Annotated in this window: 27 protein-coding genes; 17 read left to right on the forward strand and 10 right to left on the reverse strand. The window is 74.0% G+C overall.

Features of this window, described 5'->3' with window-relative positions; translation table 11 throughout:
* The first annotated feature begins 120 nt into the window (after positions 1 to 120).
* The gene (locus FHU36_RS29205) at positions 121 to 765 is read left to right on the forward strand and encodes a TenA family protein (protein ID WP_312891905.1); all 645 of its coding nucleotides are present in this window, start codon (positions 121 to 123) and stop codon (positions 763 to 765) included.
* Here FHU36_RS29205 and FHU36_RS29210 read toward each other — a convergent pair.
* From FHU36_RS29210 to FHU36_RS29220, 3 genes are read right to left on the reverse strand one after another with little or no spacing between them, the layout of a single operon-like run.
* Entirely contained in the window at positions 762 to 905 is a 144-nt protein-coding gene (locus tag FHU36_RS29210) for a hypothetical protein (protein ID WP_185086975.1), read from the reverse strand. The genes FHU36_RS29205 and FHU36_RS29210 overlap by 4 nt on opposite strands.
* Positions 896 to 1,501: a response regulator transcription factor gene (locus FHU36_RS29215; RefSeq protein WP_185086976.1), complete on the reverse strand. Its 606-nt coding sequence runs from the start codon at positions 1,499 to 1,501 to the stop codon at positions 896 to 898. The genes FHU36_RS29210 and FHU36_RS29215 overlap by 10 nt, the downstream gene beginning before the upstream one ends.
* A gap of 11 nt (positions 1,502 to 1,512) precedes the next feature.
* Positions 1,513 to 3,054, reverse strand: coding sequence for a carboxylesterase/lipase family protein (locus FHU36_RS29220; protein WP_185086977.1), 1,542 nt, complete (start codon positions 3,052 to 3,054; stop codon positions 1,513 to 1,515).
* Positions 3,055 to 3,196: 142 nt separating this feature from the next.
* On the opposite strand from FHU36_RS29220, the gene FHU36_RS29225 reads away from it, so the two are divergent.
* Entirely contained in the window at positions 3,197 to 4,015 is an 819-nt protein-coding gene (locus tag FHU36_RS29225; protein WP_185086978.1) for a DUF4253 domain-containing protein, read from the forward strand.
* A gap of 28 nt (positions 4,016 to 4,043) precedes the next feature.
* Here FHU36_RS29225 and FHU36_RS29230 read toward each other — a convergent pair whose 3' ends face one another.
* Both FHU36_RS29230 and FHU36_RS29235 read right to left on the reverse strand, forming a co-directional pair.
* Positions 4,044 to 4,853, reverse strand: a complete 810-nt coding sequence (locus tag FHU36_RS29230) for an SAM-dependent methyltransferase (protein WP_246502598.1) — start codon at positions 4,851 to 4,853, stop codon at positions 4,044 to 4,046.
* 184 nt (positions 4,854 to 5,037) lie between these two features.
* Positions 5,038 to 6,270 carry a helix-turn-helix domain-containing protein gene (locus FHU36_RS29235; RefSeq protein ID WP_185086980.1) on the reverse strand — a complete coding sequence of 411 codons (1,233 nt, stop codon included), beginning with the start codon at positions 6,268 to 6,270 and terminating at the stop codon, positions 5,038 to 5,040.
* Between the two features lie 225 nt (positions 6,271 to 6,495).
* Between FHU36_RS29235 and FHU36_RS29240 the strand changes: the two genes are divergently transcribed.
* The 10 genes from FHU36_RS29240 (at position 6,496) to FHU36_RS29285 (ending at position 16,461) form a co-directional block, all read left to right on the forward strand.
* Positions 6,496 to 7,254: a hypothetical protein gene (locus FHU36_RS29240; RefSeq protein ID WP_185086981.1), complete on the forward strand. Its 759-nt coding sequence runs from the start codon at positions 6,496 to 6,498 to the stop codon at positions 7,252 to 7,254.
* Complete coding sequence (locus FHU36_RS29245; protein WP_185086982.1) at positions 7,251 to 8,840, forward strand: MFS transporter; 1,590 nt, start codon at positions 7,251 to 7,253, stop codon at positions 8,838 to 8,840. Before FHU36_RS29240 ends, FHU36_RS29245 begins: the two co-directional genes overlap by 4 nt.
* A gap of 8 nt (positions 8,841 to 8,848) precedes the next feature.
* Positions 8,849 to 9,106 carry a hypothetical protein gene (locus FHU36_RS29250; RefSeq protein WP_185086983.1) on the forward strand — a complete coding sequence of 86 codons (258 nt, stop codon included), beginning with the start codon at positions 8,849 to 8,851 and terminating at the stop codon, positions 9,104 to 9,106.
* Positions 9,107 to 9,131: 25 nt separating this feature from the next.
* Positions 9,132 to 9,416 carry a tautomerase family protein gene (locus FHU36_RS29255; protein ID WP_185086984.1) on the forward strand — a complete coding sequence of 95 codons (285 nt, stop codon included), beginning with the start codon at positions 9,132 to 9,134 and terminating at the stop codon, positions 9,414 to 9,416.
* Positions 9,401 to 9,829, forward strand: a complete 429-nt coding sequence (locus FHU36_RS29260) for a glutamyl-tRNA reductase (RefSeq protein ID WP_185086985.1) — start codon at positions 9,401 to 9,403, stop codon at positions 9,827 to 9,829. The genes FHU36_RS29255 and FHU36_RS29260 overlap by 16 nt, the downstream gene beginning before the upstream one ends.
* Complete coding sequence (locus FHU36_RS29265) at positions 9,826 to 10,554, forward strand: maleate cis-trans isomerase family protein (RefSeq protein WP_185086986.1); 729 nt, start codon at positions 9,826 to 9,828, stop codon at positions 10,552 to 10,554. Before FHU36_RS29260 ends, FHU36_RS29265 begins: the two co-directional genes overlap by 4 nt.
* Positions 10,551 to 11,726 (forward strand): FAD-dependent oxidoreductase, encoded by a 1,176-nt coding sequence (locus FHU36_RS29270; protein ID WP_185086987.1) that lies wholly within the window; start codon positions 10,551 to 10,553, stop codon positions 11,724 to 11,726. The genes FHU36_RS29265 and FHU36_RS29270 overlap by 4 nt, the downstream gene beginning before the upstream one ends.
* A 1-nt stretch (position 11,727) precedes the next feature.
* On the forward strand, positions 11,728 to 12,528 hold the full coding sequence (locus FHU36_RS29275; RefSeq protein ID WP_185086988.1) for an aspartate/glutamate racemase family protein: 801 nt from the start codon (positions 11,728 to 11,730) through the stop codon (positions 12,526 to 12,528).
* A 2-nt stretch (positions 12,529 to 12,530) separates the two neighbouring features.
* Positions 12,531 to 13,505 (forward strand): porphobilinogen synthase, encoded by a 975-nt coding sequence (gene hemB, locus FHU36_RS29280; protein ID WP_185086989.1) that lies wholly within the window; start codon positions 12,531 to 12,533, stop codon positions 13,503 to 13,505.
* A 100-nt stretch (positions 13,506 to 13,605) separates the two neighbouring features.
* A complete protein-coding gene (locus tag FHU36_RS29285) occupies positions 13,606 to 16,461 on the forward strand; it encodes an RNA polymerase sigma factor (RefSeq protein ID WP_185086990.1) in 2,856 nt (951 codons plus the stop codon).
* A gap of 237 nt (positions 16,462 to 16,698) precedes the next feature.
* Here the strand turns inward: FHU36_RS29285 and FHU36_RS29290 are convergent, their stop codons facing one another.
* Together FHU36_RS29290 and FHU36_RS29295 are read right to left on the reverse strand one after the other, a co-directional pair.
* Positions 16,699 to 18,621: a Xaa-Pro dipeptidyl-peptidase gene (locus FHU36_RS29290; protein WP_185086991.1), complete on the reverse strand. Its 1,923-nt coding sequence runs from the start codon at positions 18,619 to 18,621 to the stop codon at positions 16,699 to 16,701.
* Positions 18,622 to 18,764: 143 nt separating this feature from the next.
* Entirely contained in the window at positions 18,765 to 19,523 is a 759-nt protein-coding gene (locus tag FHU36_RS29295; protein ID WP_185086992.1) for a hypothetical protein, read from the reverse strand.
* 375 nt (positions 19,524 to 19,898) lie between these two features.
* Here FHU36_RS29295 and FHU36_RS45910 point away from each other — a divergent pair, with 375 nt between their 5' ends.
* On the forward strand, positions 19,899 to 20,126 hold the full coding sequence (locus FHU36_RS45910; RefSeq protein ID WP_221496617.1) for a CDGSH iron-sulfur domain-containing protein: 228 nt from the start codon (positions 19,899 to 19,901) through the stop codon (positions 20,124 to 20,126).
* On the opposite strand, the gene FHU36_RS29305 is transcribed toward FHU36_RS45910, so the two are convergent.
* Positions 20,123 to 21,256 carry an epoxide hydrolase family protein gene (locus FHU36_RS29305; protein ID WP_185086993.1) on the reverse strand — a complete coding sequence of 378 codons (1,134 nt, stop codon included), beginning with the start codon at positions 21,254 to 21,256 and terminating at the stop codon, positions 20,123 to 20,125. The genes FHU36_RS45910 and FHU36_RS29305 overlap by 4 nt on opposite strands.
* Before the next feature lie 52 nt (positions 21,257 to 21,308).
* Here FHU36_RS29305 and FHU36_RS29310 point away from each other — a divergent pair, with 52 nt between their 5' ends.
* On the forward strand, positions 21,309 to 22,256 hold the full coding sequence (locus tag FHU36_RS29310; protein ID WP_185086994.1) for a helix-turn-helix transcriptional regulator: 948 nt from the start codon (positions 21,309 to 21,311) through the stop codon (positions 22,254 to 22,256).
* Positions 22,257 to 22,339: 83 nt separating this feature from the next.
* Positions 22,340 to 22,657, forward strand: a complete 318-nt coding sequence (locus FHU36_RS29315; protein ID WP_185086995.1) for a hypothetical protein — start codon at positions 22,340 to 22,342, stop codon at positions 22,655 to 22,657.
* Between the two features lie 78 nt (positions 22,658 to 22,735).
* On the opposite strand, the gene FHU36_RS29320 is transcribed toward FHU36_RS29315, so the two are convergent.
* Positions 22,736 to 23,251 carry a GNAT family N-acetyltransferase gene (locus FHU36_RS29320; protein WP_185086996.1) on the reverse strand — a complete coding sequence of 172 codons (516 nt, stop codon included), beginning with the start codon at positions 23,249 to 23,251 and terminating at the stop codon, positions 22,736 to 22,738.
* Positions 23,252 to 23,286: 35 nt separating this feature from the next.
* Positions 23,287 to 23,556: a DUF1876 domain-containing protein gene (locus FHU36_RS29325; protein ID WP_185086997.1), complete on the reverse strand. Its 270-nt coding sequence runs from the start codon at positions 23,554 to 23,556 to the stop codon at positions 23,287 to 23,289.
* Positions 23,557 to 23,675: 119 nt separating this feature from the next.
* Between FHU36_RS29325 and FHU36_RS29330 the strand changes: the two genes are divergently transcribed.
* Both FHU36_RS29330 and FHU36_RS29335 read left to right on the forward strand, forming a co-directional pair.
* The gene (locus FHU36_RS29330) at positions 23,676 to 24,005 is read left to right on the forward strand and encodes a PadR family transcriptional regulator (RefSeq protein ID WP_185086998.1); all 330 of its coding nucleotides are present in this window, start codon (positions 23,676 to 23,678) and stop codon (positions 24,003 to 24,005) included.
* Complete coding sequence (locus tag FHU36_RS29335; RefSeq protein ID WP_185086999.1) at positions 24,002 to 24,883, forward strand: hypothetical protein; 882 nt, start codon at positions 24,002 to 24,004, stop codon at positions 24,881 to 24,883. Before FHU36_RS29330 ends, FHU36_RS29335 begins: the two co-directional genes overlap by 4 nt.
* Positions 24,884 to 24,894: the final 11 nt, after the last annotated feature.

The following is a 24,894-nucleotide window of genomic DNA, read 5'->3' on the forward strand; positions in this document are numbered from 1 at the left end:
GTCGGCGCGGTCGTGCCGGAAACACGCCCGGGCGCGATCGTGCCGGGAACGAGCTCACAGGCGGCCGGGCCGGAGCGCGCCCATCGGCGGCGGCGCGCGGTGATCCTCTACAGTGGCCGCGTGAGCGAGCGATCCTTCAGCGACTGGCTGCGCGAGCAGTGCGCGGACGAGTGGACCACCGTGGTGACGCACCCCTTCGCGATGGCGATCAACGCCGGCACCGTCGCCGACGACGCCATGCGGCGCTACCTGGAGCAGGACTTCCAGTTCGTCGACTCCTTCACCGCCCTGCTCGGGGCGGCGGTGGCCTGCGCCGACTCGTTCGAGGCGCGGGTCCCGTACGGCCGTTTCCTGGGGCAGGTGGCGACGACGGAGGAGAAGACGTACTTCCATCGGGCGCTGGCCGAGCTGGGCGGGCGCACGGAGGCGGCGCCGGAGCCGGTGACGGAGGAGTTCCGGCGGCTCATGGACCAGGCCCGCACCTCGCAGGACTACGCGCTGATCGTCGCGGTGCTGTGCGTGGCCGAGTGGACGTATCTCGGATGGGCGTCACGCGCCGTGGCGCCGCTGCCGGAGAGGTTCGTGCACCGCGAGTGGATCGAGCTGCACGACGGGGTGGAGTTCCGGGGCTGGGTGCGGTTCCTGCGCGGCGAGCTGGACCGGCTGGGCGCGGGCATGGACGAGCCGCGCCGCCGCCGGGTGCTCGACGTGTTCGCCCGCGCGGTCGAGCTGGAGCGGCGCTTCTTCGACATGGCCGCCGGCTAGGCGGCGGGCCGGGCCGGAGAGCCGGTCGCCGTCAGGGGCAGCCCGTAGCGGGCCTCGATGTCGGCCTGGACAGTGTGCTCGACCTGGCGCAGGACGCCGTGGAGGTCGCGGAGCACCGCGTCGAAAGGGGTTACAGCCATCCGTTGTGACGCGCCAGGCGCGCCGCTTCGATCCGGTTGCGGGTGTGGGTCTTGCCGATGGCGGAGGAGAGGTGGTTGCGCACCGTGCTCTCCGACAGGTGCAGCCGGGCCGCCACGTCGGCGATCGTGGACCCGTCGAGCGCCGCCGCGAGCACGTCGCGCTCGCGGGCGGTCAGCGGGCTGGGGCCCGCGTTGAGCGCGGCGGCGGCCAGGGCCGGATCGACGACCCGTTCCCCCGCCACTGCCCGGCGAACGGCCGCCGCCAGCTCCTCCACCGGCCCGTCCTTGACCAGGAACCCGGCGGCGCCGGCCTCCATCGCCCGCCGGAGGTAGCCGGGCCTGGCGAACGTCGTCAGGATCAGCACCGCGCACTCCGGCAGCGCCGCCCGCAGCTCGGGCAGCGCGTCGAGACCGCTGCGGCCGGGCAGCTCGATGTCGAGGAGCGCCGCGTCGGGCCGGTGCTCCAGCGCGGCCGGCACGACGGCGTCGCCCGACGGCACCCGGGCGACGATCTCCAGGTCGTCCTCCAGCCCGAGGAGGAGGGCCAGGGCGTCGCGCATCATGCCCTGGTCCTCGGCGATCATGATCCTGATCACGGGGTGTGCGCCTACTTCCAGAAGCCCAGCCGGTGCTCGGCAGCGTAGTCGATCGGCCGGACCGCGTCCGGGGCCAGCGACAGCGTGCCGTCCTTCACCCGCGGCCAGGCGGGCAGGCCGGCGCCGTTCGGGTCGCCGGTGCGGGCGAAGTTCGTCCAGTAGCCGGCCATCCGGTCGGCGAGGCCGCGCTGTGCCGGTGTGAAGCGGACCTTCCGCTCGGGGAAGAGGTACGGCAGGTCGCCCGCGTGGTAGGCGCCCCAGTCGAAGTCGGTCTCGAACGGCAGGAACATCGGCGCCTTCCGGTCGGCGAACTCGTAGCCGTAGACGGGGACGTGCCGGGCGAGCAGGGTGTTCTGCTCGTGGGTGCCGCGGGCCCACATGCGGTCGGTCAGCACGGCGGCCCAGGCGAGGCTCGGCGACCCGTACGCCTTGACGGGGTAGGCCCGGAGCACGGCCGGGGCCCTGCGGCCGAACGCCGTGCGCACCAGCGCCGGGTAGTCGGGCGTCTTGTCCTGCACGTTGTAGTTCATCCCGACGAAGATGCGGTGCTCGTCCTTGGTGGCGCCGGCCAGCACCGGCACCCGGTGGAAGCGCCCGGCCCGCAGCGCCCGGTCCGGCCTGGTGGGCAGCGTGGCGCCGCCGTGGGCGTACACCTGGAAGGCGTTCATGATCTGCGGGACGTCCAGGATCTTCTTCACCGGCAGGGCGCGCAGGCAGGCCAGGTCGGAGCAGCCGAGTTGCGGGGCGAACAGCCGCCCCATGGCGGTGACCTCCTCCTGCGTCCGGTACCCGAACGACTCGACGGCCTCCAGGCCGGGCACCATGCTGCCCGCCGGCATGTCGAGCATGGCGGGGGAGCTCTGCAGGATCGCCCGGTGGAACAGCCCCTTGGAGGCGGGCGCGGTGAGGTGGGCGTTGACGGCCAGGCCGCCGAAGGAGACGCCGAAGAGGGTCACGTTGCCGGGGTCGCCGCCGAAGGCCGCCGCGTTGCGGCGCACCCAGCGCAGCGCCTCCTGCTGGTCCTGCAGGCCGTACGCGCCGGCGTCGCGCAGGCCGGGATACCCGAAGCCGTTGAAGACGCCGAGCCGGTAGTTGATCGTGACGACCACCACCCCCCTGTCGGCCAGCGCGCGGGCGTCGGAGAAGTGGCCGCCGCCCACCGCGCCGTCGCCGTGCACCCACACCATCACCGGCCGCCGCGCGCCGGCGGCCGGGCGGGTCCCGCCTGGGGTGGTCACGTTGAGGAAGAGGCAGTCCTCCTCCTCGCTGCGGGTGTCGGCGTAGTCGGTGCCGACCTGCGGGCACATGGCGCCCGGCTTGGTGGCGTCCTTGACGCCCTGCCAGGCGGGAGCGGGGCGGGGCGACTCCCAGCGGCCCGCGGTGGCGTAGCGGATGCCCTGGAACAGGCGGTGGTCTCCGGTCACGGTGCCGCGCACCGCGCCCCGGTCCGTCCTGACGACCGCGGGATCGGCGGTGTCCGTACGAGCGACCGCGCTCCCGGCGCCGGTGGCGCATCCGGTGAGCAGCACGGCCGTAGCCAGCAGAATTCTCATGACTCCACGGTCGCGGACCCCCTCCCTCCCGCAGAAGGTTCATCGATCCGGGATCGCGCGGGACAAATGTCCCGGCCCCCGAGGGCGTGTCGGTGCTCGGCATTACCATCTCCCCGACGGGTCCAGATCGGAACGGTAGGGCATGAACGATCACCGGCTGCCGCAGGAGCTGTGCCAGCTGTTCGCCGACGGCGGCAGGGGGCGGGCGCTCACGGCCGCTCTCCCGCCGGGCGACGTCGTCTGGCCCGACGCCGGCTACACCGGGCAGGGCGAGCCGGTCCGGCCCGCGTTCTGGATGAGCGACGTCCCGGTGACCGGCCGGGAGTGGGCGGGCTTCCGCGCCGAGCACGCCGGCAGCGGCCTGTGGCCGGTGCTGCTCGACGAGTCGGCGCAGCCCTGGTCGATCGGGCAGGTGGTGCCCGACGAGGCGGCGCAGATCGACCATTTCACGGCCGAGGGGTTCATGACCGAGGTGTGGCAGGAGTGGGTGGCGCAGATGCCGGCCGGGGCGCTGGAGGAGCTCGACCCCTACGGCGCGTTCTGTCCCGGCCTGGCCGCCCCGGGGGTGCCGAAGGCCGACCCCGGCGAGGTGGCCGACTGGTACGCCGACCGGCTCGCCGCCCGGGGGATGCCGCTCGGGCTGGTGGCGGCCCGCCGCGGCGCCGACGCGCTGGCCGTGATGGGCTGGCAGGGGGCGCTGCACCACAACGAGTGGATGGTGCCGCTGGCGGCGGTGGTGCGGAGCTGGGAGGAGAGGTTCGGCGCGCGGGTGGTGTGCGTGGGCTTCAACACGCTGGAGCTGAGCGTGGCCGCGCCGCCGGTGGACACCGAGCACGCGCTGCACGTGGCGGCCGAGCACTGGGCGTTCTGCCCGGACAACGTCGTGCAGGGGCCGGGCGACCTGCGGGGTTACGCCGAGCAGATCATCGGGGGGCACACCTGGTCGTTCTGGTGGGACTGACGCCTCGCCGGGCCGCGGGGCGCGGCGGTCAGACGATGCGGGCGACGGCGCCGTAGTTGCCCGAGACGGCGGGCGGGGTGGCGTCGGCGGGCGGCGTGGTGCCGGCGGGCCGCCACCGGCTGACCCACACCAGCCCCGGCTCCACCAGTTCCATGCCCTCCAGCAGTGCCGCGACCTCGTCCCGGCCGCGGACGACGTGGCCGGGCAGGGTCATCGCCAGCAGGTCCTCGATGGCGGGCAGCAGCTCCGGCGGGATCCCGTCGAAGGTGGTCTGCAGCAGCGCGAGGTAGCTGCCGGGGGCGGCGGCGTGGGCCAGGCACTTGACGGCGTGCCGTGCCTCCTCGTCGTCCAGGCCGTGCGTGGAGACCAGCAGCATGCCCACGGGCCGGTCCCAGTCGATGAAGGTCCGCACGACGCGGTCGGCGAGCAGGTCCTCGATCTGGGCGGCGTCCCCGTCGACCACCCGCACGAGGTCGGTGACCGGCTCGATGGTGGCCTGGGCGTTGACCAGCACCATCGGGTCGTTCTCCACGTACAGCACGCGGGCGTCGGGACGGCCGGGCGCCTGGCGGGCCAGGTCGTGGAGCTGGCGGCCGGTGGGCAGGCCGCTGGGCACGCCGCTGCCGATGACGACGAACTGGTCGACGCCGCAGGCCGCGAGGTGCCTGACCACGCGCGCCAGGAAGTCGAGCACGGCCCGCGCCGCTGCGGTGGTGACGGGGGCGGCCTCGTCGTAGCGGCGCACCGCCTCGCGGTCGGCGACGAAATTGTTCTTGCCTCCCGCGGCGGCGTCGAGCATACGGGTGATACGCGCCTGGGTCGTGTTCAGCTTGGCCAAATTTCGGATGGCACGTTGACGCATTTGCGTATCGCCCCTTCCCCTCGACAACCTCTATCGGGAAGTTCCGGCCTCGACCCCTACTCGGAAGACCAAGTTAAAAATGAGCCAAATGTCCCAACAAAACAACCCATTGGAGCGAAACGGAATGAGGAAATATCCGTTTCCAGGTTATTGCTGATCTTCACCGGGTGAGGCGGTCACGGTATGTGTTCAGCACCTCGAGCGTTTCGTCGCGCGTGGTCGTGGTGACCGAGAGCTTGGCGAACGCCTGGTGATAGGCCTCGACGGCGGCCGGATCGGTGATCAGCTCGTCGGCCTCGACGGCGTGGGCGCAGGCGATGTCGGGCTCGAACGCCTCCGGAAAACGCCACAGCGTGAACGGCCCCGTGCGCGGCAGATAGGCGGGATCCTGCATGGGGACGACGTGCAGCGAGACGTTGGGCCGCTTGGCGTGGCCGATGAGGGCGTCGAGCTGGGCGAGATGGACGCGCGGCTCGGCGATCACGCGCAGCAGCACGCCCTCGTCGATGATCGCCCACACGACCGGGCCGCGACCCTCGGCCACCATCTCCTGGCGGGCCAGGACGAGCCCCACGGCCGCGTCGAGGGAGTCCTGGCCGAGCGTGTCGAGGCCGGCCACGGTGATCGCGGCCCGCGCGTAGTCCTCGGTCTGCAGCAGCGGCGGCACCGTCTGCGGGTGGTAGGTGCGGATGACCGAGGCCCGCTGCTCCAGGGCGTAGGTGGTGGCCAGCCAGACGGGGACCGAGCCGGCGTCCCACCAGGCGGGCTCCCGCTCGCCCCGGGCCAGCGAGAGGACGTGTTCGCGGACCGGCAGCGCGGCCACGCCGTACAGGTCGAGCAGGCGCTCCACGAGGGCGGGCGGCGGGGCTGCACGGCCCGCCTCGACGGCCTCGATCCGGACGGCGCCCCGGCCGAGGGCGGCCTCGGCCCGCTCGGCCGACAGGCCGGCGGCCAGCCGGAGCCCGCGCAGCCGATCACCGAGCGCGGCCAGTTGGGGCGCGGCGAGCGCGGGGGCCGGCACGAGGGTCTCCGCCGCGGGCTCCGGGGCGGCCGGCTCGGACAGGCCCTCGGCCCGGCGGGCCAGCTCGATCACGCCGCGCACCACGTCCTGTGAGCCCTCGGACAGTCCGGCGAGACCTCCCAGCCGCGGGTCGTCGGCGGCGCCCGACTCCAGACGCTCCTCCCCCACCAGCCAGCCCACGCTGACCTGGAGACAGGAGGCGAGGGCGCGCAGCACCTGGAGCGTCGGGTTGGTCTGCTTGCCCGTGCGGAGCTGGCTGACGTAGGCGCGGGTGATCGGGATGCCCGCCCTGGTCAGCTCGGCGGCCACCTGGGCGCCACTGAAGCCGCGCCTGCGCAGCGCCAGGTCCAGCCGCTCGGCGAAGTTCGCCACCCCGCACCTCCTGCCGCGCCCGTCAGGGCCCCCAGCGTAGGGGAGGCCGGGCGCGAGCGTGTCGCGCCCGGTCCGGCGGGCGTCCGCCCGCCTCTTGTCCATACCCATTGAAAAGTACCAGTTGACACATCTTCCGGCACGACGTCACTATCAGTGCGACACGTGGAAAGTGAGACTTGACAGCCGGACGGTTCTGGAGAGTCGCCGGCGAGGAGGTGGCCGGAGGTGACCGTCGAAACCCAGAACGGTTCCTGGTTCGCCAGGCGGCCCAGGGCCGTCCTGGCACCGGACCGGGTGATCCAGCGCATCTGCGCCCGCGTGGTTCCCGACACCAAGCGTGTCCACGTCGCCAACCTGCCGCTCGGCGGCGTGGAGGTGTGGGTGGACGGCAACGGCGACCGCTGGGTGCACTACCACCGGATGGCCCGCGAGCTGCGGCTGGCCGGCTGGCACACCGAGGTCAGCCCCGAGCGCCTCATGGTGCTCGGCTGGAGCGCCGAACTACTGGTCCACCGGGTGCGCGTGCTCGACACGGCGCTGTCCGGCCGGCTCGCCGACTACGGCCGCACGGCCCGTACGGCCTTCGCCATCGGCACGCGGCTGCGCCAGGAGAACTACCCCGACGACCAGATCGCCACCGAGGTCCGCACCCGGCTGGGCCGCGAGCTGCGCTGGCCCGACCGGCTCGCCGAGCTGGACGGCCTGGAGCGGACCGCCTCGCTGGAGCCGCTGCGGCTGCGCCTGGCCCAGGTCGCCGGGCTGGAGGCCAAGGTGAGCCGCCGCTGCGCGGAGCACCTGACGCTGGCCTCGCAGGTCGTCATGTCGCTGGTCGGCGGCAGGGCACAGCCCGGCACGCGGGTGCCCGGCCGCTACACCGGGCTCACGGAGCGGATGGTCGCGGCCAGCGTGCCCAACCGTCCCGAGATCCCCCGTCCTGACCCCGTCACCGTCGCCCGCAGGGACCTCGCGGAGACGCCGCGATGACGCTGTCCCCCGTCGGCGAGCGGGTCGCCGGACCGTTCATGGGCCCCGTGGCGCGGCCACGGGCCCGGGTCCGGGGACGCTTCGCCGTGCTCCGCCTGATCGCCTGTGGCGTGGTCATCGCGATCATGGCGGACAGCACGGCGACGACGCTGGCCATCCCCGTGCTCAGCGGCGACCCCATCGCCGCCTCCCTGCCGATGACCGAGGTCACCTGGGTGAGCACGGTCAACTTCGCCGCCGTCGCCGCGCTGCTGGCCACCGCCGGCCGCTTCGCCGACCTGCTCGGCAGGCGCACCGTCCTGGCCTTCGGGCTGGCCCTGTACGGGCTCGGCGCCGCGGCGGTCATCGCGACCACGTCGTGGCCGCTGCTGCTCGGCGGGCGGCTGGCCCAGGGCGTCGGCGCGGCGCTGATGTTCCCCGCCTCGCTCGGCCTGCTGCTGGGCGAACTTCCCGCGAACAAGCGGGCCGGTGCCGTGGCTCTGTGGAGCGCGTCGTCCGGGATCGGCGCGCTGACGCTGCAGGCCGGCGGCGGGCTCCTGGTCTCCGAGTACGGCTGGCGCGGGCTGTTCCTGCCCAGCGCCGGTCTGGCGGCCGCGCTGCTGATGCTGACCCCGATGCTGCCCCGCTCGCGCGACATGGCCCGTCGCGTCCCCGACGTGTTCGGGACGGTGCTGCTGATCGGCGCCATCACGGCGGTCGTGCTCGCGGTCTCCCGCGGCGGCACCTGGGGCTGGTCCTCCGGCCGGACGCTGGCGTGCGCGGCGGTCGCCGGGCTGCTCCTCGCGGGCGCCGTCGCCACCTCGTGGCGCCACTCGGCCGGCGCGATCGACATGGGGCTGTGGCGGCGGCCCGGCTTCCTGTGGGCGGGCGGCGCGTCCCTGCTGTACGGGGCGGCGTCGTTCGTGGTGCTCACCATGGGACCGCTGTACCTGCGCACCTCCGGCTTCGACCCGGTCACCATCGGGCTCTGGCTGACGCCGATCTCGATCGCGATGATCGTCTCCAGCCCGCTGGCGATGCTGGCCGGGCGGCGCATCGGCCTCAACGGCGTCATCTACGCGGGCGCCCTCGCGCTCGGCGGCGGCTGCGCCCTCATGCTCGCCCATCCCTACCCGACCTGGTGGACGATGCTGGCGGCGCTGCTGCTGGGCGGCGGGTTCGGCGCGCTGTCCACCGGCACGTTCACGGTCGGCACGATGGCCGCCCACCCCACCCAGTACGCCTCCGCGGTCGGCGCCATCAACACCGCCCGCATGCTCGGCGGCGCGCTCGGCGTGGCCGGCGCCTCGGCGCTGGTCGACCAGCCGGTGCTCGACGGGCCGCTGCCGGGGTTCGCCTCGGTGCTGGTGGGCTGCCTGGTGGTGGCCCTGGTGCTCGGCACCGTGGCGCTGATGCGGGTCGCCGGCCGGCCGCGCCGCCGGGCCGTGCGGATGTCCCGGCGCGAGGTCGAGGCGGAGAACATCATGCTGCGGCGGCTCCTCACCGAGCTCCGCGCCAGTTTCGTCCAGGTGCGCGACGAGGCCGAGGAGGAGCTCGCCCGCTTCGGCACGCGTGACCTGTCCGCACACAGGGCCGTCAAGAACTAGGAGTTGTCATGATCGCCGACGATGTCCGCAGGCCGTACCCGCACCCCTACCAGGTCACCTCACGCGGCGAGCGGCACCTGCCGCCTCCCCCGGCCGGCACCCTCCGCGACCGCGTCGCGACCGCCTCCGAGCGCCCCGCGGCGCAGCCCGACGAGCGCCCCGCGGAGCGCGCCCCCGAGCGGACCGTGCACCGGCTGCACCACATCCGGCTGGTGTCCGACCAGGCGATCAGCGTGATCGACCACGTGCTCGAGCACGCGTCCTGACAACCCCCAACCGCAGGAGGAGACCATGGTCACCATCAAGGTCGAATGCCCGGACGACGTCGCCGCCGAACAGCGGCAGGAGTTCGCCGACACCGTGATCGGGGCCGCGGTGGACCTGCTCGGCGCCGAGCGCGCCGGGGTGCGCCTCGACGTCACCGAGCTTGACCGCACCGAGCTTGACCGCACCGGGCTCGACCGCACCGGGCTCGACGGCGCCCGGCTCGTCACCTCGCTCGGGACCACCGAGGAGGACGAGGCCCGCGCCCGACGGGAGGCGGCCTTCTGGGCAGCGGCTTGGTCGGGTTGCTGATGGCCGCCGCCCTCGCCCCCACACCGGTCCTGCCGGACGACCGCGCCCGGGACGACGACGCGGGAGCCTGGCGGGCCGCGTCGCGGCTGCGGACGGCGGCGTCCGGGGCGCGGACCGTCGTCATCGCCCTGCGGCGCCGGGCGGACGCCGTCGCGGACGCCGAGCTGGGGCGGCTCGCCGCCCGGGCGCCCGCCCTGGACGACGCGGCGCGCGACGAGGTCCGGCTGGCGATCCAGCGAGTGGTGGACGCCTTCCTCGCGCCCCCCATCACGCAGCTCACCAGCAACGCCGGCTCCTCCCTCGGCGAGAGCTACGCCGACGCCGTGCGCGCTCTGTTCGCCCTCGACGGGCAGGCCGTCCCACCCGGCGGGCCGCGGGCCCGGCCGGACCACCGGAGCGGGAGGACCACATGAGCCGCGGCAGGGCCGGCGTGATCGTGCCCCCGGCCAACCCGGCCGCCGAACCCGAACTGGCCCGCCTGCTGGGCTCCCGCGCCGACATGCACGTCACCCGGTTCCCGGTACGGCCCGGCCTGACGCTGGCCGAACGGCTGGAGACCTACAACGAGGCGCTGCCCGCGATGATCTGCTCGTTCGGCGGCCTGCGCCTCGACGCGATCGTCTCGGCGTGCAGCGGCTCGCGCTACCTGCTCGGCCCCGACGAGGACCGCCTCGCCTGCGACGAGCTGAGCAGACGGTTCGGCGTGCCGTTCGCCACGGCGACGCTGGCCACGCTGGAGGCCATCGAGCACCTGGGCGCCGAGGAGATCATCCTCGTCTCGCCGTACGAGCCGTGGCTGACGGAGCTGGCCGAGCGGTTCTGGAAGGCGGCCGGCGTGCACGTCGGGCGGGTGGTCGAGGTGCGGGCCCGCGGCAGGTTCGCCCCGTACAAGGTCGCCCAGGCCGAGCTGGTCGAACAGGTGGAGCAGGCGGGCCTGCCGGACGACGCCGTGGTGCTGATCAGCGGCACCGGCATGCTGACGCTGCCCGCGCTGGTCCCGATCGGCGCCGGTAACGACCGGGTCCTGCTCACCTCGAACCTGTGCAGCGCGTGGTGGGCGCTGTCCCGGGTGACGGGCATGCCGATCGGGCTGGGCCGGGTGCCGCACCGTCCGGCGGCGCAGGGGCAGCGGACATGAAGGGCGTCATCGTGGTCGGCGCCGGGCCCGTCGGGCTGACGGCGGCGCTCACGCTGGCCAGGGCCGGCGTGCCGGTCACCGTGTTCGAGCGGGAGGAGGGGCTCGGCTCCCAGTCGCGCGCCTCCACCTTCCACCCGGCCACGCTCGACCTGCTCGACGACCTGGGCGTCGCCGAGCCGCTCATCGCCCGCGGCCGGGTGGTGGACCGTGTCCAGTGGCGCGACCGGGCCGGACTCGTGCTGGCCGAGATGGGGATGGGCAGCCTCGACGGGCTGACCCGGCACCCGTTCCGGCTGCACGCCGAGCAGTCCGTGCTCACCCCGCTGCTGCTGTCGGCGCTGGAGGCCGTCCCGGAGGCGGACGTGCGGTTCGGCACGCGGGTGGACGGCCTGGCCGAGGGCGGCACCGGGGTGCGGATCCGGATGGGCCGCAGCTGGGCCAGGGCCAGGTACGTGGTCGCGGCCGACGGCGCCCACAGCACCGTGCGCAGCTCGCTCGGCCTGCCGTTCCACCGTGTCGCCTACCCGACCCAGGCGCTGCGGGTCTTCACCGACTCGCCGCTGGACGAGCTGCTGCCGCGGCTCGCACCGCTCACGTACGTGCGCGACGTCGGCCAGTCGTGCAGCCTGCTCGCCCTGCCCGACCACTGGCGGATCATCGTGCGCATCCCGTGCGACGCCCGCAACCCCCTGGCCACCTCCAGCGTCGCCGCCCTCGTCCGGCGGGCGCTGCCCGGAGTCAGCCGCCCGGTCCGCGTCGTCGGCGCCGACCGGTACGGCCTGGCCCGCGGCGTGCTGCCCTCGTACCGGTGCGGCCGGGTGCTGTTCGCCGGCGACGCCGCGCACCTGACCTCCACCGCCGGCGGGCTGAACATGAACGCCGGCATCCACGACGCCGTCGAGCTCGGCCGGACGCTCGCCCGGGTGCTGGCCGGCGAGGCCGGGCCCGGCGCGCTCGACACGTGGGCGACGCGGCGGCGGGCCGTCCTGCTCGACCAGGTCATCCCACGCAGCGAGGCGCGCGTGGCCGGCGTGCAGGACCGCGACACCTCCCGGCTGGCCGCGGCGATGGCGGGGCTGCGGGCCATCGCCGGCGACCCGGGCGCCACCCGCGTCTACCTGGCGCAGGCGTCCATGCTCGACACCCTCCCCCAAGCGGTAAGGAATCGCTGACATGCGGATCTGGTTCCAGAAGCACACCGTCGAGGGCCGTTCGGCACTTCTGGACAAGATGTACGCCGAGCACCTGGCCATGGTCACCGGGCCCGGCACCACCGTGGAGATCCACACGCTGCCGCCCGAGACGTACGGCACAGCGCTGCCCGAGCACCTGGTCGGCTACGGGGAGATCGGCCTGCTGTTCGGCCACTACTTCGCGCGGACGGCCGTACAGGCCGAGCGGGACGGCTGCGCCGCCTGGATCAGCGGCGCGGGCCAGGACCCCGGCCTGGCGGCGGCCCGCACCCGCGTCTCGATCCCCGTCGTCGGGTACGGCGACGCCGTCTGGCAGGCCGCCCGGATGGAACGGCACCGCCTCGGCGTGCTCGGCTTCATCGACCACCTGCGGGAGCCGATCACCGACAACATCCGCGTCGCCGGCGCCGACCTGGCCTCCTACCAGGTCGTCGAGGACGGCCGGGCGCTCGTCGAGCGGGCGCTGGACGGCGACTTCGAGCCGTTCCTCGACGCCTACACCCACGCCGCGCTGCGTGCCGCCGAGGCCGGGGCGCAGTGGCTGGTGCCGGCCGAGGGCATCCCGAACGTCATCCTGGTCCACCTGCGCGTCCACGAACTGCACGGCCTGCCGGTGATCGACCCCGGCGGGCTGGCGATCAAGACGGCCGAGCACCTGTGCGAGCTGCGCGCGCTGCGCATCACCGCGCGCAGCACGGCCGGTTACTGGTTGCGGCGTCCCCCCGCCGCCGCCGTCGAACACGCCGAGAGCGTCCTGCTCGGCAAGGTCATCGGAGGCTAGCCGTGAGTTATCCCGCAGAACGTCCCCGCCGGCTGCGGCGCACCTCCGCCCTGCGCGGCCTGGTCGCCGAGACCCGCCTGCATCCCGCCGACCTGATCCAGCCGTTGTTCGTCCGCGAGGGCATCGACGAGCCACGCCCGATCGTCTGCATGCCCGGCCAGGTGCAGCACACGCGCGACAGCGTGCGCAAGGCCGCCGCCGCGGCCGTGCGGGCCGGCGTCGGCGGGCTGCTGATCTTCGGCATCCCTGCCGCCAAGGACCCCGACGGGCGCGGCGCGTGGGCTCCCGACGGCATCACCCAGCTCGCCATCGCCGACGTCGCGGCCGAGGTGGGCGACGCCACCGTGGTCATCGGTGACATCAACCTCGACGAGTACACCCAGCACGGCCACGTCGGCATCCTCGGACCGGACGGCGACGTCGACAACGACGCCACCCTGCGCGCCTACGCCAGGGTCGCCGAGGCGCAGGCCGCCGCCGGCGCCCACGTGGTCGCGCCGAGCGGGATGATGGACGGCCAGGTCGGCGCCATCCGCCGCGCCCTCGACGCCGCCGGGCACGAGCGCGTGCCGATCCTCGCCTACGCCGCCAAGTACGACTCCGCCTTCTACGGCCCGTTCCGCGACGCGGTCGAGTCGCGGCTGGTCGGCACCCGCTCCACCCACCAGCAGGACCCCGCCAACCTGCGCGAGTCGCTGCGCGAGGTGCTGCTCGACGTGGAGGAGGGGGCCGACATGGTGATGGTCAAACCGGCCGGCCTGTACCTGGACGTGGTGCGCCGGGTCGCCGACGCCGTCCACGTGCCGGTGGTGGCGTACCAGGTGTCGGGCGAGTACGCGGCGATCGAGGCGGCCGCGGCGAACGGCTGGCTGGTGCGCGACCGCGCGATCGTCGAGAGCCTCACCGCGATCCGCCGGGCGGGGGCGGGGAGCGTCGTGACGTACTGGGCGACGGAGGTCGCCGAGCGGCTGCGCTGACCACCGCGGCCGGCCACAGCGGCCGACCACCGCGGCCGGCCATCGCTGCTGACCATCGCGCCTGGGGCGCGCCGGGACCACGGGAGGAGAGGCGACTCGGATGTGGCGCACGCTGTCGGAGGACGCTCGCGAGGCCATCCGCGAGCTGTGCGACGGCTACGGTCCCCATCTCTACGACTACTGCCGGACGGAGCTGTCGTCGAGCGACGCCGAGCTGGCCGTGGCGGGGGCCCTGCTGTCGGCGCACGCCCGAGCCGACCGAGTCGACCAGAGCTCCCTGCTGCGGCCCTGGCTTTACGCGCTGGCCCGCGCGCACCGCACGTACCTGTCCACCCCGACGAGCGTCGGCTCGTGGTCGCGGCCCGGCCGCATGTCGGACCTGCTGCCCGAGGCGCTGCGCGCCCTGGACGCCCCGCACCGCGAGCTGCTCGACCTGTCGGTACGGCACGGCCTGACGCACGGCGAGATCGCGGTGATCTTCGACGTGCCGCCCGACGACGTGGAACTGGTCGTGCTGGAGGCGGCCGACGGGCTGGAGGAGTGGTTCGCGGCCGTCATCGCCGCCAGGACCCGCCACGGGTGCCCGGCGCTGGAATCGCGGGTGACGGACTGGACCTCGGCTCCGGGCAGGCGGACCCGCGCGCGGATCAGCCGCCACATCGCCCACTGCGACGCCTGCCGGCGTGCGCCGCGCACCATGGTGGCGGACACGCTTCTGCGGCAGATGCCCATCTCGCCCGCGCCCGGCACGCTGCACGAGCAGCTCGCCTGGGCGCTGCCTCTCCCGGGCGACGACGGGCTGTGGCGGGAGGACGGGTTCCCCGTGCAGGCACACGGCCTGGCGGAGCCCGTCCCCCCGCCGATCTCTCCGGTCCCCGGCCCCACGACGGGGACCTGGGAAAGCTCCGGGCCGGCGGCGGGCGCGGCCGCCGCCGGCCCGGAGCACACACCTGAACCGGCCGCGCCCCGCCTCGCCAGCAAGCACGCCCGGCCGGGCCCTCCCGACCGGGGCCCGGCCGCCGGTGAGAGCACCGGTGCCGGCGTCAGTGGCGCCGGCACCGATGACGACCGGTCCGCGGACCGGTCTCCAGAGTGGGCCATCGTCCGCCGCAACCGCGGAGGCGTGCCATACCGGAACCTTCCAGCGGCGTCCGCTCGTGACCGGAGCAGTAGTGGCCCGGCCGGTCAGGAGCGGCACCCCTCACGCCGGGCCGAAGGTGGCCCGCCTTGGGAGCACCACCCGGACGATGGCCCACCATGGACCCCCGGACCCCGGACCCCGGAGCCACGAACCCCCGGACCACTGCTCCCCGAACCACGGACCCCCGAGCCGCGGAATCGCGAGGCGGGCTCCGCCCCCGTCCCCGCCCGACGCCGCACGACGGACCACAGGCCGCCCACCGGCGACCGCAGGCTTCCCACCACCCTCCCCACAGACCGCCACGTCGCCGGCACCCCCGCAACAGCGCCCGTGGACCGCCCGGCCGCCGGCGCCCCGCGCAAGGGCCGCCTGATCCTCAGCGCCCCGATCCCGGGCGACGAACTCGCCGTCGCCCCACCGCCCGAGCGGGCCACCCCGGCGCGCTCCCCGCACGTCCCCCCGCCCCGTTCCGCGCCTCCCGCCACCCCGGCCACCCCGCCCCACCCGGGCCCGATCGCCACGCCGCGCTCCGCACGGACCGCCTCGCCCCGCCCCGAGCGGTTCTCACCGTCACGGTCGGAGCGCGCCACCCCACCCCACCACGAGCCGATCGCCCCGCGCCGCTCCGAGCCGATCACGCCGTCACGGTCCGCACCGACGGCCACGCCCTACCCCGGCCCGATCCCGCCGCCGCGCTCAGCACCAGCCGCCCCGTCTCTTCCCGAACGGTTCTCACCGGGCCTGCCCGAGCGGGCCGGCGCGGGGCTGCCCCAGCGGGCCGTGCCTCCTCAGGCGGACGGTCCGGCGTGGGTGCTCGGGACGCGCGGGGCCGAGCCGCCGCGGGACCGCCTGGTGGCCGGAGGCGTCCCGTTCCCCGACCCACGCAGGGCCGAGGTCGGCCAGGTGGTGGACCTCCAGGGCGACGAGGAGTTCTGGCGCAACCGGCCCGACGACACGGACCCCGACACGGTCATCACCGTCAGGACCGTCGCCCGGGTCGGACTGCTGGTCGGCGTCGGGATCCTGGTGGCGGGCCTGGCGTGGTCGGGTCTCAACGCCCGCCAGCGCATGCCTGTGGTGAACGAGGTGTCGGCCCCCGGCCCGGCGATGAGCCCCGCACCGGAGGAGCGCCCGTCGCCCGGCCCGGCGGTGGCGGTGCCCCCGCCCGCCGACGCCGCCACCGGGACGGGCCCCGAGGCGGGGACGGACACCGCCCCCTCCCTGGCCGCAAGCCCGGCGCCCGCGACCCCGCTCCCGACCCCCACGCGCGAGGCCACCCGGGCAGCGAGTGCGGCGGCCACCGAACGCCCGGCGGTGGCGGGGACCATGAGCCCGGCCGAACGGGAGCGGGCCGAGCCGGGCGTGATGACCCGGAACGAGACCGGCCAGAACCGGAAGCAGCAGCCCACCCGGCAGGCCCTCCCCCGCCCCCGGCCTCCGGTGGCGTCCCTGTCGCCCGCCTCGGTCCGGCTCGGCTCCCGCCGTACCGGCACGTTCGCGCTGGCCTGCAGGGGCGGGGCGTGCCGCGTCACGTCGGTGCGCGGCTCGTCCGGCATCGTGGTGTCGGGGCGGACGTTCCGGGTGAAGGCGCCCGCCGCGCGCCCCGACTGCGCCGGCCCCGCTGTCACGAGGACCGGCACCGTTCTCGTCCGCTGGACCGGCCTCGCCCGGGGTGACGGCCGGACCACGGCGGGCACCACCACGGGCGGCGGGACTCTCAGGCTGCGGGTGACGTGGACGATCGCCCGGGATCCCGGCACATACGTGCTCACCGACGAGGGCGGCGGCACCTGGACGAACTGCGGCCGGTACTGACCCACCGGCACTCGCCCCGCGCACCGGCCCGCCGGTGCCGACCGGCCCGGCGCCCCCACCGCCGCCGGTCGGCACCGGCCCTCCGGTCGAACCCGCTGGGACCCGCGGCCCCGGAGGACCCGAAGGACCGCGGACCGCCCCGGGCGCGAAAGGGCCCGGAGGCCCGGATGGGCCCGCAGACCCGAAGGGATCTGCAGACCCGGAAGGACCCGCAGGCCCGGGAGGACTTCGGCGGAGCTAGAAGAAGCTGAACTCCCGCTCCGGCTCCGGCAGCTCGAACCGCTCAGGCCCGCGGAAGGTGGTCCGGTCCTTCGGCACGTCCGCGAGCGGGGTGCCCAGGACGAACGGCACGGACACGTTGCTGGCGGCCAGGTCGAGCGTCACGTTCGCGCCCGTGCCCTGCTCGGAGCTGTAGTCGGCGTCGGTGCCCGCGATCACGAGCGCCAGCCGGTGCCCCTTGGCGAAGGTGTAGTCGTGCGGCAGCGTCTGCCACCGGACGGTGCCGTACGTGCCGGCGGGCAGCGGCGAGGGGCTGCTCAGCGAGGAGCGGTTCTGCACGTCGATCCAGCCACGGGCGACGATCTCGGCGGGACGGTCGGCGACGTTGGTGACGACCTTCCGGTAGCAGGCGTCGTCGGCCGCGGTGCTCTCGCCGTGGCAGTCCTCCTCGGTCAGCGTGGTGATGCCCTGGCCGCGCCGCCAGTCCAGCCGGGTGGCGTCGCCGAAGTCGACGAGCAGGGCGGTCAGGTTGGCCGTGGGCTTGTCGAGCTTGACCCGCAGGTCGGCCGTGGGCGTCCCCGACAGGCGCAGGCTGAGCGGGAGCGGGCCGGTCGTGAACGCCACGCGGCCCGGCTTGGCCGTGCCGACGTCTGCGATCATGTCCTCCTCCTCCATCGCCACGTCCGCGAACGTCGCGGTCGCGCCCGTGGCGGCCCGCTTGAGGCCGAGCGAGCCGTCGGCGGCCGGGCGCAGCGCGACCTCGGCCGCGAACGGCGCCGGCCAGTCACGCTGGCGGATCCACTGCGTCGGCCCCACCTGCACGTCGGCGCGCGGCTCGGTCATGATGCCGTTGCGCACGCCGTGCAGCTCGTGGTCGAACCAGCGGTGCAGCGTGTCCACCCACACGCCCCTGCGGCCCTCGAAGTCGAACGGGTCCACGTGGTGGTACTGGCCGACCCAGATCTTGCGCGGGACGTTCCGCTTGGCCAGTGCCTGCCACCAGGTGGAGAAGTTGTCCGGCTTGACGTTCAGGTCGTTGCCGGTGTGCACGACGAACACGCTGGCCCGCACCTTCGAGACGTCGCCCAGCAGGCCGGAGATGTAGTCGCGCTCGGCCCAGAACGGGTTGTAGTCGCCGGTGGCGTCGCCGTCCTCGGCGTCCATCCTGTCGCGCACGGCCTGACACTTGGCCTCGGGGTCGGTGTCGATGTAGTTCGCGAGCCAGGAGGCGTAGTCGTAGTTGTAGATCACGCCGTTGGAGCGCTGGTACTTGTACCAGGAGCTGATCGCCGCGATGGGCACGATCGTCTCCAGGCCTTCGACTCCGGTGGCGGCCACGGCGTTGGCGAGGGTGCCGTCGTACGACTTGCCGATCATCGCGGCCTTGCCGGTGGTCCAGTCGGCCACGGCCGGGCTGCCGTCCGCGCGGAACGCCTTGGCCCTGCCGTTCAGCCAGTCGATGACGGCCTTGCCGCCGAGCACGTCGGCCTTGCCCCCGATGTCCGGGCAGCCGTCGGACTTGGTGGTGCCGAGCATGTCGACGTTGAGGACGGCGTAGCCGCGCGGCACGAAGTAGTTGTCGTAGAAGAGCGGAAATCTCGTGACGTTCCCGGCGGCGTCGTACACCTTCCGCTCGCCCTCGTTGCCACGTCCGGAGTTGTCGTAGTACGGGCTCTCGTCGATGATCACCGGCACCTTGAGCCCGGGGCCGGACTCCTTGGGCCGGATGACGTCCACGCGCACCCGGTCCAGGCGGCCGTCGGCGTCGCTGTCGAGGCTCGACTCGACGTACACGTGCTCGCGGACCGCGTCCGCGTAGGAGAAGACGGGCTGGGTGCGGCCGTTCTCGACGGTGACGACGGGACCGGTCGCCGCCTCGGCTGGGGTCGCGATCGCCAGGGTGAGGGCGACGGCGACGAGGGCTGGGCGTAATTGTGACACGCGTGACCTCCGTGACGAATGGTCGTGAGTACCCCGCGCAATCTCTCAGACGTCCGCCACCCTGACAAGATCCCGTCGAGCCGTGTACGGAGGCGTGTCCGCCCCCGCCCAGCCCCGCCTGGCCCCGCTGCGTGCCCTCGGCCTCACCCGCGCGAGGACAGCGTCTCCGTCCGCCCGTCCCCGGACCGGCCCTCCCCGGTCCGCCCGTCCCCTCCTGCCCGGGAGTCGCGCCCGGTGAGCCGCAGCGCGGCGAGCGCGAGGAGCGCCCCGCCCACGGCGGCGATCACCAGCGCGTACGCCGGAAACCCGGCCCGCACCCCGGACACGCCGGTCGCGCCCCCCGAAGCGGTGGCCGGCGCCGAAGCGGTGACCGAAGGCGCGACCGAAGACGTGGCCGAAGGCGTGACCGACGCCGGGGGAGATCCCGCCGGGAACCCGGGCGGCCGGACGGCCCCCCAGTACCGGTGCTCACCCGAGCGGATCGCCTCGGCCAGCCCCCGCTGCAGAGGGTGGACGGTCAGCCCGCCCGGCACCCGGAGCGTCCCCACCTCGTACGGCTCGAACAGCCCCTGGACGCCCTGCACCCGCCAGACGCCCGCGGGCACGGCCACGGCGGTGGCGTAGTGGCCGGCCTCGGGCAGCGCCGTCCCGTCGAACTCCAGCACCCGCCCGTCGCCTCCGGTGAGCCGCAGCCCGGTCCGCCCGAGGTCGTCGCCCTCGTACGGGTGGGTGCCGTGCTGGAGCACCCAGTACCCCAGCGTGTACGGCGTGTCCGGCGCGAACCGCTCCGGCGCCGGGTCGAGATAGGTCACCGCCCAGTTGCCGGCCGCGCTGACCGGGAGAGCCCCCACGGCCCCAACCTGAAGGGCCAGGGCGAGCAGAACGATCGTGATTCTCTTCATACGCACCTCCGGTGGAGGTACACCGGCCGGCGCCGCGAGGTTCCACCCGGATGGCGGCTAGGGCGTGGCCTCGGCGGGTGGGTAGACGTGCGCGCTGGGGTGACCAGGTGGCAGTACGCAGCGCCGCCCGGACTCGACGCTGGCGCAACGCTCGGCTTCCCCCCGCTGTGGCAACGGGGCCGGTTCGGGCTGCGGCCGGCCGACGGGATCGATGGTCACATTCGAGTCCATATCGGGCACCGTGAGGACGTTACGGCGGCACCCCCGGAGGTTGGTCGCGTGCCGGTCACGATCGGACCACTGACCGATCTCGCAACTCCTGTGAAGATCATGGTGAGCGAGTTTCCCGGTCGGGGGTCCGGGCAGGGGGCAGCGGTGCACATCGATGGTGACGACGTGGTGACGGTGACGCCCTGCGAGGACGGGCCGCTGCTCCTGAGGGGGCGGTTCGAGCTGGTGGCCCAGGACGGCACGCCGATCGACCCGGGCAGGTCCACGGTCGCGCTGTGCCGGTGCGGCCTGTCGTCGACCAAGCCGTTCTGCGACGGCTCGCACCGGGCCGGCGGCTTCCGGGCCACGAGCGCCCCCGACCCCGCCCCCTAACGCACGCGCAGGGAGCGGAAGAACGCGCGGACGTCGCCGACGAGCAGGTCCGGCTGCTCCATCGCGGCGAAGTGGCCGCCGTGCTCGAACTCCGTCCAGTGCGTGATCCGGTCCGTCCGCTCGGCCAGCCTGCGCACCGGCGGGGCGATGTCGTACGGGAAGACGGCCACCCCCGTCGGCGTCGGCGACCGCTCCGGCATGCTCCAGGCGTGGGCGAACTCCCAGTAGAGCTGGGCCGCCGAGTCGGCGGTGTTCGTCAGCCAGTAGAGCGAGACGTTGGTCAGCATCCGATCGCGGTCGACGCCGTCCTCGGTCCACTCCTGGAACTTCTCGGCGATCCACGCGAGCTGCCCGGCGGGCGAGTCGGCCAGCCCGAAGGCCGGCGTCTGCGGGCGGGTCGTCTGGATGGCCATGTAGCCGCCCAGGTCGCCCCGGAACCTCTCCAGCGCCTCCAGCCGCTTCAGGTCGGCGTCGCCGAGCCCGTCCAGCTCGCCGGGCTGCCCGGAGGGGAAGGTGAGCAGGTAGTTCACGTGCACGCCGATCACGTGCTCGGCGTCGACGCGGCCCAGTTCGCGGGAGACGCCGGACCCCCAGTCGCCCCCCTGGGCGCCGTAGCGCTCGTACCCGAGGCGCGCCATCAGCTCGGCCCAGGCCCTGGCGATCCGCTTCAGCGTCCAGCCGCCCTCGGCGAGGGGAGCGGAGAACCCGTAGCCGGGCAGCGACGGGATGACCAGGTGGAAGGCGTCGGCCGGGTCGCCGCCGTGCGCCCGGGGGTCCGACAGCGGGCCGATGACGTCGAGGAACTCGACCACCGAGCCGGGCCAGCCGTGGGTGAGGACGAGCGGCGTGGCGTCCGGCTCGGGCGAGCGGACGTGCAGGAAGTGGATGTCCTGGCCGTCGATCGTGGTGACGAACTGCGGATGGGCGTTCAGCTCGGCCTCGTGGGCCCGCCAGTCGTAGGTGGTGGCCCAGTGGTCGATCAGCTCGGCGAGGTGCCCGGCGGGGACGCCGCGCTCCCAGCCGGTGTCGGGGAGCTGGCGCGGCAGGCGGGTACGGGACAGGCGCTCTCGCAGGTCGTCGAGGTCGGCCTGGGGGATATCGAGGGTGAAGGCGCGGATCTCTTCGCTCATGGAAGAACCGTCTCACCCAATGTGGCAAACCACTTGCCTTGATAATGGGGGCATGCTGGAAACCTCGGCGCGGCTGCTGAAGCTGCTGTCGCTGCTGCAGACCCGCCCGTCCTGGACGGGCGCCGAGCTGGCCCGACGGCTCCGGGTGAGCCCGCGCACGGTCCGCTACGACATCGACAAGCTGCGCGGCCTCGGCTATCCGGTGCACGCCGTGCCGGGCGCCGCGGGCGGCTACCGGCTGGGGGCGGGGGCCAAGCTGCCGCCGCTGCTGCTCGACGACGAGGAGGCCGTGGCGGTGGCCGTCGGCCTGCGCACGGCCGCCGGGGGCGGCGTCGAGGGCATCCAGGACAGCTCGCTGCGCGCGCTGGCCAAGCTGGAGCAGGTGCTGCCGTCGCGGCTGCGGCACCGGGTCAACGCCCTGCACGACCACACCGTGTCGCTGGCCCGGGAGGGCCCCACGGTGGCGGCGGACACCCTGGTGACCGTCGCGGCGGCCTGCCGCGACCGGCACCGGCTGCGCTTCGGTTACCGCACCCACGACGGCTCGGAGCAGGTCCGCGACGTGGAGCCGTACCGGCTGGTGCACACCGGGCGGCGCTGGTACCTGATCGCCTGGGACGTGGCGCGGCAGGACTGGCGGACCTTCCGCGTGGACCGGGTCACGCCACGGGTGCCGCACGGGCCGCGGTTCATCCCCCGGGCGGAGCCGCCGCCGGAGGTGGTGCCGCGCGGGGTGGACACCGCGCTGTCGCGTCACCGGGCGAAGGTGACGGTGGCGGCGCCCGCGTCCGTGGTGCTGGCGAAGGTGCCCGACTCGATCCAGGTGGAGAGCGTGGACGAGCACACGTGCGTGGTGCACGCGGGCGGCGACACGCCGCTGCGGCTCGCGTTGCACATCCTCATGCTGGACGCCGACTTCTCGGTGGACGGCCCGCCGGAACTACTGGAGATGCTGTCCGTGCTGTCGTCCCGGTGCGCGGCTCCCGCGCCGTCCGACTGAGCCCCAAGACCGGGCAAAGCGCGACAACCTGGGGTTATCGCTCCGCGCCCGGGGGGTAGCAGCACTCCAGCAAGGGGGGAATCATGATCAGAATGCTGCACAAGATGGGCATCAGGTCCCATCACGCGTACATGGCCGGAACGGCCTCGATCGGCCTGGCCTTCGCCTCGTGGCTGATGTCGAACACCGCGGAGCACGCGGGGATGGACAGGGCGGACCGCTGGGGCATCTTCATCGGCGAGTGGGCGCCCACGTTCTACGCCCTGGGCGTGGCTCTGCGCCTGGAGGAGATGCAGATGGAGCCCGAGGAGATGCGTGAGATGGAGACCGGGCGCACGGAGTCCGAAGTGTTCGACCGCACGTCGAGCGGGATGACGCAGCGCTCGCACACTGGCGTGTAGCGCACGTTCGCGGTTCGCCGCGGGCGGCCGGGGCCGCCCGCGGCGAACCGCGTCCGGACCACCCGCGTCCGGACGACGCTAGCGGGCGGCCTGCTCCGCCATCCGCAGCAGCGGCTCGTCGGTCAGCCTGAACATGGTCCACTCGTCCAGCGGGACCGCCCCGGCCGTGCGGTAGAAGCCGATGGCCGGCTCGTTCCAGTCGAGCACCGACCATTCGAGCCGCTGGTAGCCGCGCTCGACGCAGATGCGGGCCAGCTCGGCGAGCAGCGCCCTGCCGTGGCCGCCGCCGCGCCGGTCCGGGCGCACGAACAGATCCTCCAGGTAGATGCCGTGCGTGCCGCGCCAGGTGGAGAAGCTGAGGAACCACATGGCGAAGCCCACGACCTCACCCGCGCCCGTGCTCCCCTCCCCCGTGCTCTCCTCGCTCTCCTCTATGGCGACGTGCGCGAAGACGGCCGGTGCGGAGCCGAACAGCGCGGCGCGCAGTTGCTCCTCGTCGGCGCGGACCTCGTGCGCGGCCTTCTCGTACGTCGCGAGGTCGTGGACGAGCTGGAGGATGGCGGGCACGTCGGCTGGAGTCGCTGGTCGGATCACGCGTTCCAGCGTACGGGCACCGACGGGCCGCGTTCTCAGCCGGGCGGCATCGGCGCCCGCGACCGGGCGTTGCGCACGACGTCCTGGTTGGCGACGCTGAGCAACTGGCCGGTCAGGTCCTCCAGGGCCCGCGCGGCGGCCAGTTCGTCGCCGATCTCCGCCGCCGGGCGGTCCACCGGGTTGCGGTGCGCCTCGCCGTGGCCCGTCAGCCGCGACTGCTCGGGCATCGTCAGGACAGCCCGCGCCGTCGTGACGTCGTCGTTCTCGCTGATGTCGATCTGGACGTCCCAGTGTTTGTCGTTCATGGCTGCGCCTCCTCACTCTGGGTTCCCCTACCCCTGGTGAGCCGCCAGGCACCTGCCCTGCCCTGATCATGGCGCCGGGACGGCTTGCTCAGTGAAACTTACTAAGTTTTAATGAGTAAATGTCACGAAGGACACAAGAGCTCGGCCGCTTCACGGACGTGGCCCTGCTGATACTCGTCAGCCTGGCTGAGGGACAGAAGCACGGCTACCGGATGATCGGCGATATCGAGGAATTCTCGGGGACCTCGCTGGAGCCCGGCACACTGTACGGCGCGCTGATGCGGCTGGAGGAGCGCCGCTGGATCGAGCCGGTCGAGTCGTCCGAGCGGCGCAAACCGTACCGGATCACCGAATGCGGGCGCGACGCGCTGCGCGAGCAACTCGCCACCCTCCGCCGGATCGAGCAGGCGGGCGCCAGGCGCGCGGGTCCGGCCTGGGGGCTGTCATGATGCGAGCGTTGGCCGGGGCGATGCTCAGCCTCTATCCGAAGGCGTGGCGCGATCGCTACGGCGACGAGGTCGCCGACCTCATCGCCTCACGGACCGTTCGCCTGCGCACGGTGTTCGATCTGGTCGCCGGCGCGGCCGACGCGTGGATCCACCGCCGACGCGTCCCGGGGGCCGGGCCCGCGCGGATCCCGCTCGCCGCCGTCTTGACGATCGCCGGGACGGCACTGCTCCTGCTGTGGAACCCGGGTGTACGCGACCCGGCCAGCCTCAACGGAACGTGGGCCGAGGCGTCCGTCGCCGGAGCGCTCGCCGGCCACCTGAGCGCGACGGCGACGTCACTGTTCGTCGTGTCGGCCGCCCTGGGCGTGCTCGCGGTGGTGCCCCTGCTGATCACCTCGTACACCGTCACGAGACACCCCGCCCAGGGGCAGGTGGCGCGGACGACCGCGCGACGGGTGGTCGTGACAGCGTTGCTCCTGGCCGTCCCCGTCGCGCTGGTCGGCTGCGCCTTCTACGGCATGGCCTTCGCCCACCTCGGTGCGCCCGTGGGGCCGCTCGGCGAGACGATGGTGGGCGGTTTCCTGATCCCCGTCATGCTGGCGCTGGTGCTGCCGCTTCCCACGATCGCCGCATCCGCTCCCTCTCTGGCGCCCGGCGTGCGGGCCAGTGGCAAGGTGCTCACGGTGGCGGCCGTCCTCAACGCGCTGGCCTGGGTTCCCGTCCTGATCCTGCTGGCGCTGGGCCTGCCGAAGGCGTCGTGGACGTTCACGGCGGCGGTCGCGGCGGGTGCGCTGATCAGCGTCGGGATGTCCGCGCTGGTCGCGAGGAGCGCACTCGGACACGGCCGGAGCGCGATGGGTCAGCTCAGCCCGGCGTGATCAGCGGACAC

The organism is Nonomuraea muscovyensis (assembly GCF_014207745.1).
In the GTDB taxonomy this organism is placed as follows: Bacteria; Actinomycetota; Actinomycetes; order Streptosporangiales; family Streptosporangiaceae; genus Nonomuraea; species Nonomuraea muscovyensis.

What these genes read in the sequence shown, in the direction of transcription:
- FHU36_RS29285 (WP_185086990.1), top strand. Translation starts at nt 13,606, where the DNA reads ATGTGGCGCACGCTGTCGGAGGACGCTCGCGAGGCCATCCGCGAGCTG.
- FHU36_RS29295 (WP_185086992.1), bottom strand. Translation starts at nt 19,523, where the DNA reads ATGAAGAGAATCACGATCGTTCTGCTCGCCCTGGCCCTTCAGGTTGGG.
- FHU36_RS29270 (WP_185086987.1), top strand. Translation starts at nt 10,551, where the DNA reads ATGAAGGGCGTCATCGTGGTCGGCGCCGGGCCCGTCGGGCTGACGGCG.
- FHU36_RS29315 (WP_185086995.1), top strand. Translation starts at nt 22,340, where the DNA reads ATGATCAGAATGCTGCACAAGATGGGCATCAGGTCCCATCACGCGTAC.
- FHU36_RS29250 (WP_185086983.1), top strand. Translation starts at nt 8,849, where the DNA reads ATGATCGCCGACGATGTCCGCAGGCCGTACCCGCACCCCTACCAGGTC.
- FHU36_RS29305 (WP_185086993.1), bottom strand. Translation starts at nt 21,256, where the DNA reads ATGAGCGAAGAGATCCGCGCCTTCACCCTCGATATCCCCCAGGCCGAC.
- FHU36_RS29275 (WP_185086988.1), top strand. Translation starts at nt 11,728, where the DNA reads ATGCGGATCTGGTTCCAGAAGCACACCGTCGAGGGCCGTTCGGCACTT.
- FHU36_RS29225 (WP_185086978.1), top strand. Translation starts at nt 3,197, where the DNA reads ATGAACGATCACCGGCTGCCGCAGGAGCTGTGCCAGCTGTTCGCCGAC.
- FHU36_RS29210 (WP_185086975.1), bottom strand. Translation starts at nt 905, where the DNA reads ATGGCTGTAACCCCTTTCGACGCGGTGCTCCGCGACCTCCACGGCGTC.
- FHU36_RS29265 (WP_185086986.1), top strand. Translation starts at nt 9,826, where the DNA reads ATGAGCCGCGGCAGGGCCGGCGTGATCGTGCCCCCGGCCAACCCGGCC.
- FHU36_RS29245 (WP_185086982.1), top strand. Translation starts at nt 7,251, where the DNA reads ATGACGCTGTCCCCCGTCGGCGAGCGGGTCGCCGGACCGTTCATGGGC.
- FHU36_RS29335 (WP_185086999.1), top strand. Translation starts at nt 24,002, where the DNA reads ATGATGCGAGCGTTGGCCGGGGCGATGCTCAGCCTCTATCCGAAGGCG.
- FHU36_RS29255 (WP_185086984.1), top strand. Translation starts at nt 9,132, where the DNA reads ATGGTCACCATCAAGGTCGAATGCCCGGACGACGTCGCCGCCGAACAG.
- FHU36_RS29330 (WP_185086998.1), top strand. Translation starts at nt 23,676, where the DNA reads ATGTCACGAAGGACACAAGAGCTCGGCCGCTTCACGGACGTGGCCCTG.
- FHU36_RS29220 (WP_185086977.1), bottom strand. Translation starts at nt 3,054, where the DNA reads ATGAGAATTCTGCTGGCTACGGCCGTGCTGCTCACCGGATGCGCCACC.
- FHU36_RS29310 (WP_185086994.1), top strand. Translation starts at nt 21,309, where the DNA reads ATGCTGGAAACCTCGGCGCGGCTGCTGAAGCTGCTGTCGCTGCTGCAG.
- FHU36_RS29325 (WP_185086997.1), bottom strand. Translation starts at nt 23,556, where the DNA reads ATGAACGACAAACACTGGGACGTCCAGATCGACATCAGCGAGAACGAC.